The sequence below is a fragment of the Clostridium lentum genome, assembly GCF_014287815.1.
GTDB lineage: Bacteria > Bacillota > Clostridia > Clostridiales > Clostridiaceae > Clostridium > Clostridium lentum.
Map to the genome: position 1 here is coordinate 64767 of NZ_JACOOQ010000012.1, position 12155 is coordinate 76921.

Consider the following 12155-nt stretch of genomic DNA (forward strand, 5'->3'; position numbering starts at 1 on the left):
ATAAGTAAGGTAGGGATTAGTTATAATTCCTACCTTTTTTGAAAGAATATAAATATAGGGAATGAAAATGTTACAATTTAATGGTATAATAAATTAATTAAAAATTATGAAAATGGAGTGATGTTGTTATGGCTACATCTATAAAAGATGTTGCAAGGGAAGCGGGAGTTTCAATAGCTACGGTATCAAGAGTTTTAAATGATATAGATGTTGTTAATGAAGACACAAAGAAAAAGGTATTAGATGCAATAAAAAAATTAGGATATAGACCTAATATAGTTGCAAGAAGTCTTAAGACGCAAAAAACTAAGACTATAGGAATACTAGTGCCAGATATATCAAGTGGATTCTATCCTGAAATTGTTAGAGGTGCAGAAGATGTTGCGAATATATATGATTATAATGTAATTTTATGCAACTCTGATTTTGATTCAGATAAAGAAAAAGATTACTTAAGAGTATTAAAAGAAAAAATGGTTGATGGAGTTATTTATATGAGTTCATCATTAGAAGAAGAAACATTGAATATAATAAATGAGTTGGATTTAAAGACAGTTTTAGTTGAAACAAAAGATAATGAAGGAAAACTTCCAAGTGTATATATAGATAATATTGAAGCAACTTATGAAGCAACAAAACACCTTCTTGATAAAGGAATAAAAAATATTGCTTTCATTGGTGTTGATAAAAGTTCTGCAAACGCTTGGGGAGATAGATATATCGGATATAAAAAAGCATTAAATGAAGCTGGAATTACTATAGATGAAGATTTAGTTTATTTTGAAGGCTTAAAAGTTAAGAGTGGATACAGAGCATCAGAAAAATTCTTAGCTTCAGGTAAGAATTTTGATGGAATAATATGTGCATCTGATGAAATTGCCATGGGTGCTATAAATGGATTAAGAGAAAAAGGAGTTAACACTCCAGAAGATGTAAGTGTAATAGGATTTAATGATAATGCTGTTGCATCTTACTTCTATCCAAAATTAACTACAGTTAAACAGCCAAGTTATGATATGGGTTCTGTTGCTATGAGAATACTTATAAAAATATTAAATAATAAGCCATTAGAAGAAGCAGAATTTATTTTAAGTCATGAATTGGTGGAAAGAGAAAGCTGTAAATAAAAAGGAGCCTTGATAGGTTTCTTTTTATTTAATTTTTTTACAAAGAAAGTGATTATAATTTGTATATTATTATAAAATATAAATATTATATTGTAAAATTCCCAGTAATATGATAGAATGAAATCAAAGTTGTTGATAACGTTTACTAAAGTGAGTTGTAAGTGAGTATGCATTCAGCTATGTATAGGTATTATGATTGTTGAGAATTTATTGGGTAAAATTGAGGAAAGAGTGTCAAAACCATTTTAAAAATTTACATTTAGTAACGGATATTAATAAAAAAGGGGCTATAAAAAGTCCCTTTTTTATTATGTATTATTTAATTAAAGAATACCTTCTATCTTTAATAAATTTTCTAATTGTTGTACTTTTTCAGATAAAGCAACAAATTTTTGTTTTAAAACATCTTTTTCTAATGATTCATCATTAATGAAATTCTCTATATCTTCCACAGCTTTTAATGCTGCTTCAATATCTTCTTGTGCTAATTTTAAATTTCCTTCTTTCATTGGTGTATCTCCTTTTTAGGTAAAATATAGAATAAAATATATATTGATATCTTTATGGTATCACTAATAAAAAAGCTATGCAAGGCATATATTTTAATTATCTAAGGGGGGATTTTTAGATGATTAACTACATATGGTTTATTATGATTTTTTTAGGTTTATTGGTGAGTGTTTTATCTGGAAATGGTGAAACTATGTCTAATGATATTATTTCATCCATAGAAAGTACAGTAACATTTGTGGTGGGTCTTACAGGATTAATGTGTTTTTGGTGTGGAGTAATGAAGATAGCAGAAAAAAGTGGATTTACTGAAAAGTTAGCTAAAGTTATGAAGCCTATATTAAAATTGATATTTAAGGATGCAGCTAAAGATGAAAAGGCGTTAGGGGCTATAGTAATGAATATAACAGCAAATATGATGGGCCTTGGAAATGCAGCAACGCCTTTTGGAATAAAGGCTATGGAAGAAATGCAACGCTTAAATAAAGATAAGGAAAAGGCATCTAATGATATGTGTTTATTTTTAGTATTAAATGCAGCTTGTATACAACTTGTACCATCTACTGTTATTTCCATTAGAGCTACTGCGAATTCTAGCAATCCAGGTGTGATTATAATTCCTGCAATAATTTCAACGGCAATGGCATCTATATGTGGAGTGATTTGCTGCAAGGTTTTGCAAAAGTACTTTTAATTTGGAGGTAAAATGTTTAATTATATAACCAAAAGTATTATACCAATAATAGTACTTATAATAATAACTTATGGAATGATAAAAGGTAGGAAAGTATACCAATGGTTTGTTGAAGGTGCTAAGGAAGGGTTAAAGGTTTGTGCCAATATATTTCCATATTTATTAGCAATGATAGTGGCAGTGAATATATTTAGAAGCGCTAAATTATTGGATTTTGTTAATAATTTTATATCGCCTGTAGCAAGTATTATAGGTTTGCCAAAAGAAGTTGTTCCATTAGTACTAATAAAACCTTTATCTGGCAGTGGAGCTATGGGAATTTTTACAGATATATTGAATAATTATGGCGCTGATAGCTTTATTGGTCTTGTAGCATCTGTAATTATGGGGACAACAGAAACAATTTTTTATACTGTAACAGTGTATTTTGGTGCTATAAAAATAAAAAAAGTGCGTCATACTGTATGGGCAGCTGTTATGGCAGATATGATAGCGATAATTATGGCAATTTTAATGGTAAAGTTATTAATATGTTAAATTTCCCAATTATGTAGAAGTATTATAGCCTTTATGTTTTTATTTAGTTATAATGAAAATAAATAATTTCAAAAGAGGAGGATAAATATATGAAAGGACAATTCTATAAGGCAAAAAGACACAAGCTATTAGAAAAAGTTAAGGATAACTCAGTGATAGTTTTATTTGCAGGTAATGCACCAAAGAAAACTGCTGATGAAGCTTATCCATTCACACCAAATAGAAATTTTTATTATTTAACTGGTGTTCAAGAACCAGATCATATTTTATTAATGAGTAAGATAAATGGTAAAGAAAAGAATATCTTATTCATTAAAGATATAGATTTAGAGTTAGAAAAATGGATAGGAAAAAGCTTAAGAGAAAATGAAGCTTTAGACATTGCTGGCGTTGATGAAGTTATGTTTAAGAGCACTTTTGAAGATTATTTTCATAGATTAATTTCAATGAAAGAAGAATTCAATTTATATTTAGATTTAGAAAGAGATGCTTTTAATTCAATGAATAGTATTTCACAAATATTTGCTAAGGAAATAGTAAGTAAATATCCTCAAATTTCCGTAAGAAACATATATGCATCTATAGCAGCCTTAAGACTTATTAAAAGTAATGAGGAAATAGAAAATATTAAAGAAGCCATAAAAATCACTATAGCTGGCGTTGAAACATTAATGAAAAATGCACAAGATGGAATGAAGGAATATGAACTTGAAGCATATTTTGATTTTAACTGTAAAAGTAAAGGTGTTAAGGATTTAGCTTTTAACACTATTGCTGCTACAGGAAAAAATGCTACAGTTCTTCATTATGTTGATAATAATGCAGAAATGAAAGATGGAGACTTAATTCTTTTTGATTTAGGTGCACAATATAAATATTATAATGCTGATATTTCTAGAACTTTTCCAGTAAATGGTAAGTTCACAGCAAGACAAAAGGAAGTTTATAATGCGGTATTAAAAGTTAACGAAGAAATAATAAAGACAATTAAACCAGGTATAACAACAGCAGAACTAAATGCTAAGGCAAATTATTTATTAGGAGAGGCTTGTGTAAGTTTAGGTTTATTAGAAGATAAAAAAGATTTTAGAAAGTATTATTTCCATAGTATAGGTCATAGCTTAGGTTTAGATACTCATGATGTAATAATAGATAGAAACTTTACTTTTGAACCTGGTATGGTTTATACAGTGGAACCAGGTCTTTATATACCAGAAGAATCAATTGGTATAAGAATAGAAGATGACATTCTTGTTACAGAAGATGGGTCTATTAACCTAACAAAGGATATGATTAAGACAGTGGAAGAAATAGAAGATTTTATGTCAAGAAATAGAATAAATTAATTAAAGTTAAAAAATTCTATTGCATAATAAAAAAATAATTGTATAATATAAGTTGAAAAATGAATAACGTAAGGGTAGAGGCGCAATAATTATTAGTATTATTAATGAGGTAAGCACTATGATTTAGTAAGAAAGGAATTGTTGCCGAAGTATACAACTGATGCTTTAAGGTTGTATAGCTGGGGATGCATAAAATATATGTATCACTGTCACAAATTACATTTGTGGTGAGCTATCATTTGAGGAATTTTATGATTATTATAAGCCTTGAGTGTTAACTCAAGGCTTTTTTGTTTAAGATAGTTACTCTTAAGTGTATTCATTAAAATATGATAGTGTAAAGTTTTGCATGAAAAAATAGTCTATGGATAATTTTTAATAATAATTAAAAAATAACGTTAGAATTTAAAAGAAAAGTAGTGTAAAAAAACTTTACACCAACCAAAATATTTTAGGGGGTAAAAATATGAAAAAAATTTTTAAGAAAATTTTTGGTTTAACTATGATGATATTTATGTTATCAACAACATTTGTTTTTGCATCAGAATTTGAACTGACAGTAAGTAATGCTGAGGAATTTGGAATATTTACATTAATACCACCAATAGTTGCAATATTATTAGCATTTATAACTAAAAATGTTGTTATTTCATTATTTATTGGAGTTTTATCAGGTGGATTTATTTTGAATCTAACAGGATTTAATGTATTTGGAGCTTTAACACAAGCATTTTTAGATTTTATTAATAGAGCATTAAATTCATTATCTGATCCATGGAATGCAGGAATCGTAATGCAAGTTCTTGTAATTGGAGGAGTTATTAATTTAGTTGCTAAAATGGGGGGGGCAAAGGCTATTGCTGAAGCTTTAGCAAAGAAAGCAAAAACTGCAAAAAGTGCTCAACTTATAACTTGGTTTTTAGGAATATGCGTATTCTTTGATGATTATGCAAATTCATTAATTGTTGGTCCAATAATGAGACCAGTGGCAGATAAAATGAAAATATCAAGAGAAAGATTAGCATTTATAATTGATGCAACAGCAGCACCAATAGCTGGTCTTGCCATAATATCAACTTGGATTGGTTTAGAAGTAAGCTTAATTTCAGAAGGATTTGAATCAATAGGTGTTGAAGCTAGTGGATTTGGAGTATTCCTTCAAACAATACCTTATAGATTCTATAACATATTAATACTTGCATTTATTGTGATTACAATAATAACTTTAAGGGAATTTGGTCCAATGAGAAAAGCTGAAATATCAGCAAGAAAGTTAAAAGATTTAACTAATGAAGAAATTGCAGTAACTTCTTCTCACATGGATGAATTAGAACCAAAAGAAGGTGTAAAACTAAGCATTTGGAATGCAATTGTACCAATAGGTGCATTAATTATTTCAGCTATAGTTGCTTTTTACTATAGTGGATATTCATCAATAATGGCTGGTGATGATATAGCTATTAAAGCGATAGTAACAAATTCACCATTATCATTTAAAGCAATATTAGAAGTTTTTGCAGCATCAGATGCATCAATTGCATTATTACAATCTGCAATATTTTCTACTGTAGTTGCAATAGTTATGGCAGTATGGAAGAAGATATTTACTATAAGTGAAGCTATAGAAGTATGGATTGATGGAATGAAGGGCCTTATAATAACAGCAGTAATTCTTATATTAGCCTGGTCATTAGGATCTGTAATAAAAGAATTAGGAGCTGCTGAATATTTAGTAGAAGCATTGAATGGTGCTATACCTGCATTTTTATTACCAAGTTTAATATTTATTCTTGGAGCAATAATATCTTTCTCAACAGGTTCAGCATATGGAACAATGAGCATACTTATGCCATTGGCAATTCCATTAGCATATAAAATTAATCCAGAAATGTCATTTGTAATTGTAAGTACAAGTGCTGTATTAACAGGAGCGATATTTGGGGATCACTGTTCTCCAATATCAGATACAACAATACTTTCGTCAATGGGAGCTGGATGTAGTCATATAGAACATGTTAAGACACAAATGTGGTATGCATTATTTGTAGCTGCAATAACTATACTATTTGGATATATTCCGGCAGGATTTGGGCTTCCAATATATATAGTATTACCAATGTCTTGTGTAGCATTGTTTATAGGAGTAATGATATTTGGTAAGAAAGTAGAAGAAGATTAAGCAAGCATAATAAAAAAGAGGGCATTAAATATAGGAGCAAATAAAAAAGATTTCTAACAGAATTATTAGGGGCAATTCTGTTGGAAATCTTTTTAAATTAAATATTTTGATATGCACTGTTTAATTATTTATGTGGTGGTGGATTAATAAGTGTATTTACCAATATAGAGATTATTATTCCAAGAATTGTTTCAAAAGATCTATTTAATGCATAATATATTGGATCAGAGTAAGCATGAGCAGTAGTTACTCCAAGGAATGCTATGCATGTGATATTAATTGCACCAGGTCTTTTAATTTTATTACATAGTGATATCATAATAATTATACCAAGACCAATTAACATATAGATTATCAATTTAGAGATATATGTATTTGAAATATGATTTTCTAAAAATCTAAATATTAATAAGAATAATAATCCAGAAAATGCCCCAATTATAGTTCCAACGCCACGATTTATGCCTGTGCGAACAGAATTTGTAACAGTATCACCTAAACAAATAACTGCTGTAAGGCAAGAGAAAAATGGTTCATTAGGAATTAAAAGTAGACATAGAAAAACAGCAAGTCCTGATTTGAAAGTTCTAAGGCCTACTTTAGGTAATTTAAAATAATTCATTGTATACATCCTTTCATGTTATTATTATAACAAATAAAAAACAAAAATATAGAGGTATAAGTACATAAAATTTGACAGTTTTTTTATTTTATAATATCATAAAATTGATAAATGTATAGAAGAGAAGAGTAGTATAATTAATTGCTAAAGAGAGCTGGAGATGGTGGAAACCAGTGCATTAAAATTATATGAAGATGGACTTGGAGCAGATCATCTGAAAGTTTAAGTAAGATGGTACGGGTGCAACCGTTATATTGCAAAGTGAAGATATTCACTTAATGAGAAATTTATTGTGAAATAAGTTTAAAATAGAGTGGTAACACGTATATAACGTCTCTATATGGGTAAAACAGCCTATATAGAGACTTTTTTTATATAATTATTTTTTAGGAGGAATAGATATGTGTAAAAAACCTTACTATATAACTACACCAATTTATTATCCATCAACTAAGCTACACATTGGTAATACATATACAACTGTAGCAGCTGATGCCATAGCAAGATATAAGAGATTAACAGGATATGATGTAATGTTCTTAACAGGAACAGATGAACATGGACAAAAGATTCAAAGAATCGCTGAAGAAAAGGGAATAACACCAAAAGAGCACGTTGATGAAATTGTTGCTGGAATCAAAGATTTATGGACTATGATGAACATAAGCTATGATAAATTTATCAGAACCACTGATGATTATCATAAAGAAACAGTTCAAAAGATATTTAAGCAATTATATGATCAAGGAGATATATATAAATCTTCATATGAAGGATTATACTGTACTCCATGTGAATCATTTTGGACTGAAACTCAATTAGTAGATGGAAACTGTCCTGATTGTGGCAGACCAGTAGAAGCATCAAAGGAAGAAGCATACTTCTTTAGAATGAGCAAATATGCTGATAGATTAATGGAATACATTGAATCTCATCCAGAATTTATACAACCAGAATCAAGAAAAAATGAAATGGTTAATAACTTTTTAAAACCAGGTTTACAAGATCTATGTGTCTCAAGAACAAGCTTTAACTGGGGAGTTCCTGTAACATTTGATGAAGGACATGTAGTTTATGTTTGGATAGATGCATTATCAAACTATATTTCTGCTTTAGGGTATGGGAGTGATAATGATGAGTTATTCAAAAAATTCTGGCCAGCAGATGTTCATTTAATAGGTAAAGACATATTAAGATTCCATACTATTTATTGGCCAATAATGTTAATGGCATTAGGTCTTGAATTACCAAAACAAGTATTTGGTCACGGATGGTTACTTGTAGATGGTGGAAAGATGTCAAAGTCAAAAGGCAATGTAGTAGATCCAGTTACTTTAGTGGAAAACTTTGGAGTTGATGCTGTAAGATATTATTTATTAAGAGAAATCCCATTTGGAGCAGATGGATTATTTAATAATGAAATATTCATCAAGAAGATAAACTCAGATTTATGTAATGACCTAGGAAATCTTCTTTCAAGAACAGTTGCAATGGTTGAAAAATACTTTGATGGAGAAATTCCAGCACCACTTGCTAAAGAATCAATTGATGATGAACTTATCACATTAGCATTAGAAACTCCTAAAAAAGTTTCAGCTTCAATAGATGAATTAAGAATTCCAGAAGCATTAGAGCATATATTTGAGCTTATAGGAAGAGCCAATAAATATATAGATGAGACAACTCCTTGGATTTTAGCTAAGGATGAAGAAAAGAAAGAAAGACTTGGAACAGTTTTATATAACTTAGTAGAAAGTTTAAGATTCTCTTCTGTATTATTATCAGCATTTTTACCTTCAACAAGTGAAAAGATAGATGCACAATTAAATATAACTACAAAGTCATTTGAATCCTTAAGTGGATTTGATGGAACTACTCCAGGAACTAAAGTTTCAAAAGGAGAAGCATTATTCCCTAGAATAGATGTTGAAAAGAAATTAGAGGAATTAGAAGCTTTAAGATTAGCTGCAATAGAAGCTAATAAGCCAAAGGAAGAATATAAAATGCAACCTATAAAGGAAGAAATCACAATAGATGATTTTTCAAAGATAGATTTAAGAGTTGTAAAAGTTCTTGCTTGTGAGCCAATTAAAGGAGCTAAAAAGTTATTAAAATTAAAAGTTGATTTAAATGGTGAAGAAAGACAAGTGGTATCAGGAATAGCAGTACATTACAAGCCAGAAGAATTAGTTGGTAAGTATGTAGTTCTTGTTGCTAACCTAAAGCCAGTTAAATTAAGAGGAGAATTATCTCAAGGAATGATCCTAGCAGCATCAACAGATGATGATAGCATATTAACTTTAGTAAATCCGGGTGAATTACCAACAGGAAGCCAAGTTAGATAATTAAAACAAGGTGTTGAGCATGCTCAGCACCTTATTTTTAAAATTGATAAGAGGGGTATTTTATGAATATATTAATAGGCAATGCATGGCCATATGCCAATGGACCACTTCATTTAGGAAGAATAGCAGTATTACTTCCAGGAGATATTTTAGCTAGATATCATAGGATGATGGGAGATGATGTTATTTTTCTTTCAGGTACAGATTGTCATGGTACTGCTGTAAAAGCTAAGGCTGAAGAGGAAGGCATAACTCCTTTAGAAGCAGTGGAAAAATATCATAATGAATTTAAGAAATGTTTTAAGACCTTAGGATTCTCTTTTGATATTTTTGAAAAAACACATACTCAGTATCATGAAGATAAAGTTAAAGAGTTCATTTTAGATTTATATGATAAAGGTTATATTTATGAAAAGGAAGTTGAACAGACTTTTTGTGAAAAGTGCAATTGTTATTTAGATGATAAGAATATTGAAGGATTATGTCCTATCTGTGGTAAAAAAGCTCATGGATATGGTTGCAGTAAATGTAGGGCACAATTTGAATCTCATGAAGTAAAAGATAAAATTTGTGGAATTTGCGGAGAAAAGCCCGTAGCAAGGAAAACAAAACATTTATTTTTCACCTTATCTAAATTTGAAAATGATGTTAAGCGTATGTATATAAGGCAAAATGGTTGGAGAAAGAATGCACAAAACATAGTTAAGAGGTATTTAGATGAAGGTCTTAGAGATAAGGCAGTAACAAGAGATTTTAATTGGGGTGTCCATGTACCTTTAGAAGGGTATGAAGATAAGAGGATATTCGTGTGGATTGAAGCTGTCATGGGATATCTTACAGCTAGTATGAAATGTATTGAAGGAAGAAATGAAGATTGGCGAGAGTATTGGCAAGGTGATGATTCTAGAATTTATTTTGTCCATGGTAAAGATAATATACCATTCCATACAGTAATTTTCCCAGCTATTTTATCGGGATTAGGAATAAAGAATCCAAATTTAAGAATTATATCAAGTGAGTATTTAAAGTTGGAGGGAAAATCTTTCTCATCAGCAAAGAACTGGGCTATATGGGCTGATTATATAGCTAAGAATTATAATATAGATAGCTTTAGATATTATTTAGCTTTAAATTCACCTGAAGAAAGAGATACTGATTTTACCTGGAGAGATTATATAAACGTTAATAATCATGATTTAGCATCAAATTTAGGAGGCTTTACAAGTAAAGTTATTTCTTTTATTAATAAAAAATATAATAGAAGAATACCTAATGGAAAGATTAGCAAAGAATTAAAAGAAGAAATGTTTAATCTGTATTTTCAAGTGGGAGATAATATTGAAGAGGGATATTTCAAGGAGGCACTTACCTTAGTGATGAATTTCTGTAGAAAGTATAGCAAATATTTTGATTCATCAAATGTATGGTCTCTTATAAATACTAATCCAACAAAATGTAGTGAGATTATATATAATTGCTTACAGATAATAGTGAATTTATCTAATTTATTAGAACCCTTTATACCAAATACCTGTGAAAAAATAAGAAAATCGCTTAAAATAGAAGAACCTATTTGGAGTTACACTGAACAAAATAATATTAAAATTGATGAAATAGATATATTATTTAATAGGATTGATAAGAAAAGAGCCATAGAAGAAGTAAGTATATTAAAAGAAAAAAGAGCATAAAAAAACCTAGAGCTATTACATTTGGGGGACGAATAGCTCTAGGACCAACTATAAAAAGATGGTTTTAGGGGTAAATAATAATGCTTTAACTACTTTACAAGTATTATAATAAGGTAATTATGTGTCAATATGGTGTCAAATAAGCGAATAATATATGAATAAAAGCTTTCGAAAACATTAAGAATTATTTACTAAAAAAATATGAAAATTTTGGAGGAAATTATGGAAAATAAATATAGAATTATTGATACACATGCTCATTATGATGATGAAGCATATGATGAAGATAGGGCAGAGGTATTAAAGCAAATAAAAGAAGCTGGTGTAGAACAGTTGATGAATATAGCTTGCTCAAAGAAGAGTATAGAAACTACAAATAATTTAACATTAGAATACGATTTTATATATGGAGCATTAGGCATTCATCCTAGCGATGCAGATGATTATAATGAAGAAGTTAGAGCAGATATTATTTCAAAAGTTAAATCAAATAAAAAAATATTAGCCATTGGAGAAATTGGTTTAGATTATTATTGGGATGAAAATCCTGATAGAGAAGTTCAAAAATTCGTCTTTAGAGAACAAATGAGGTTGGCAGAAGAATTAAATCTTCCAGTGGTTATTCATGATAGGGATGCACATGCAGACACCTTGGAAATTATGAAGAGTTTTCCTAATGTTAAAGGAGTAGTTCATTGTTTTTCAGGTAGTGTTGAATTTGCCAGAGAGTGTGTAAAGATTGGTTATTATATTGGCATTACTGGTGTTGTTACTTTTAAAAATGCTAGAAAGATATGTGAAGTAGTGGAAGCTATACCATTAGAAAGATTATTGGTTGAAACTGACTGTCCTTATATGGCTCCTACACCTTATAGAGGAAAAAGAAATAAATCAGACTATATTGAACATATAATAGAACAAATTTCCCAAATAAAGGGAATTGACCCGAAAGAAGTGAATATGGCTGTAAATAGTAATTTTAGTAATTTGATTAGGAATACTAAATAAAGTAAAATAGAAGAGTATATTACAAAAAATCCCAATTTTAGTTTACTGTATTTACTTATAAACTGTGTACAAACTATTATTTTTATTATTAATATT

Annotated in this window: 10 protein-coding genes, 1 riboswitch and 1 other annotated feature; of the genes, 8 read left to right on the forward strand and 2 right to left on the reverse strand. The window is 29.3% G+C overall.

The genetic code is table 11. The features are described 5' to 3' along the window. The first annotated feature begins 128 nt into the window (after nt 1-128). Nucleotides 129-1127 (forward strand): LacI family DNA-binding transcriptional regulator, encoded by a 999-nt coding sequence (locus tag H8R92_RS08245; RefSeq protein WP_186835180.1) that lies wholly within the window; start codon nt 129-131, stop codon nt 1125-1127. Nucleotides 1128-1450: 323 nt separating this feature from the next. Here the strand turns inward: H8R92_RS08245 and H8R92_RS08250 are convergent, their stop codons facing one another. After that, nucleotides 1451-1636, reverse strand: a complete 186-nt coding sequence (locus tag H8R92_RS08250; protein ID WP_022211275.1) for a hypothetical protein — start codon at nt 1634-1636, stop codon at nt 1451-1453. A 119-nt stretch (nt 1637-1755) separates the two neighbouring features. On the opposite strand from H8R92_RS08250, the gene H8R92_RS08255 reads away from it, so the two are divergent. From H8R92_RS08255 to H8R92_RS08270, 4 genes are all read left to right on the forward strand, one after another. Then, nucleotides 1756-2331 carry a nucleoside recognition domain-containing protein gene (locus H8R92_RS08255; protein ID WP_022211276.1) on the forward strand — a complete coding sequence of 192 codons (576 nt, stop codon included), beginning with the start codon at nt 1756-1758 and terminating at the stop codon, nt 2329-2331. Nucleotides 2332-2343: 12 nt separating this feature from the next. Further along, nucleotides 2344-2868: a spore maturation protein gene (locus H8R92_RS08260; RefSeq protein WP_022211277.1), complete on the forward strand. Its 525-nt coding sequence runs from the start codon at nt 2344-2346 to the stop codon at nt 2866-2868. A gap of 89 nt (nt 2869-2957) precedes the next feature. After that, entirely contained in the window at nt 2958-4214 is a 1257-nt protein-coding gene (locus H8R92_RS08265) for an aminopeptidase P family protein (protein ID WP_186835181.1), read from the forward strand. Nucleotides 4215-4281: 67 nt separating this feature from the next. After that, nucleotides 4282-4457, forward strand: a riboswitch (Lysine riboswitch). Between the two features lie 223 nt (nt 4458-4680). After that, nucleotides 4681-6393: a Na+/H+ antiporter NhaC family protein gene (locus H8R92_RS08270; protein ID WP_186835182.1), complete on the forward strand. Its 1713-nt coding sequence runs from the start codon at nt 4681-4683 to the stop codon at nt 6391-6393. Nucleotides 6394-6517: 124 nt separating this feature from the next. Here H8R92_RS08270 and H8R92_RS08275 read toward each other — a convergent pair whose 3' ends face one another. Continuing rightward, nucleotides 6518-7015: an FUSC family protein gene (locus H8R92_RS08275; RefSeq protein ID WP_022211280.1), complete on the reverse strand. Its 498-nt coding sequence runs from the start codon at nt 7013-7015 to the stop codon at nt 6518-6520. 107 nt (nt 7016-7122) lie between these two features. Further along, nucleotides 7123-7356 (forward strand) — a binding site (T-box leader). Between the two features lie 60 nt (nt 7357-7416). Between H8R92_RS08275 and metG (H8R92_RS08280) the strand changes: the two genes are divergently transcribed. From metG (H8R92_RS08280) to H8R92_RS08290, 3 genes are all read left to right on the forward strand, one after another. Next, nucleotides 7417-9360, forward strand: a complete 1944-nt coding sequence (gene metG / locus H8R92_RS08280) for a methionine--tRNA ligase (RefSeq protein ID WP_022211281.1) — start codon at nt 7417-7419, stop codon at nt 9358-9360. Between the two features lie 62 nt (nt 9361-9422). Continuing rightward, complete coding sequence (gene metG, locus H8R92_RS08285) at nt 9423-11051, forward strand: methionine--tRNA ligase (RefSeq protein WP_186835183.1); 1629 nt, start codon at nt 9423-9425, stop codon at nt 11049-11051. 222 nt (nt 11052-11273) lie between these two features. Next, nucleotides 11274-12059, forward strand: coding sequence for a TatD family hydrolase (locus H8R92_RS08290; protein ID WP_022211283.1), 786 nt, complete (start codon nt 11274-11276; stop codon nt 12057-12059). Nucleotides 12060-12155: the final 96 nt, after the last annotated feature.

Excerpts from the sequence above, each read along its gene's own strand:
- H8R92_RS08245 (WP_186835180.1), top strand. The coding sequence starts at position 129 with ATGGCTACATCTATAAAAGATGTTGCAAGGGAAGCGGGAGTTTCAATA.
- H8R92_RS08250 (WP_022211275.1), bottom strand. The coding sequence starts at position 1,636 with ATGAAAGAAGGAAATTTAAAATTAGCACAAGAAGATATTGAAGCAGCA.
- H8R92_RS08255 (WP_022211276.1), top strand. The coding sequence starts at position 1,756 with ATGATTAACTACATATGGTTTATTATGATTTTTTTAGGTTTATTGGTG.
- H8R92_RS08260 (WP_022211277.1), top strand. The coding sequence starts at position 2,344 with ATGTTTAATTATATAACCAAAAGTATTATACCAATAATAGTACTTATA.
- H8R92_RS08265 (WP_186835181.1), top strand. The coding sequence starts at position 2,958 with ATGAAAGGACAATTCTATAAGGCAAAAAGACACAAGCTATTAGAAAAA.
- H8R92_RS08270 (WP_186835182.1), top strand. The coding sequence starts at position 4,681 with ATGAAAAAAATTTTTAAGAAAATTTTTGGTTTAACTATGATGATATTT.
- H8R92_RS08275 (WP_022211280.1), bottom strand. The coding sequence starts at position 7,015 with ATGAATTATTTTAAATTACCTAAAGTAGGCCTTAGAACTTTCAAATCA.
- metG (WP_022211281.1), top strand. The coding sequence starts at position 7,417 with ATGTGTAAAAAACCTTACTATATAACTACACCAATTTATTATCCATCA.
- metG (WP_186835183.1), top strand. The coding sequence starts at position 9,423 with ATGAATATATTAATAGGCAATGCATGGCCATATGCCAATGGACCACTT.
- H8R92_RS08290 (WP_022211283.1), top strand. The coding sequence starts at position 11,274 with ATGGAAAATAAATATAGAATTATTGATACACATGCTCATTATGATGAT.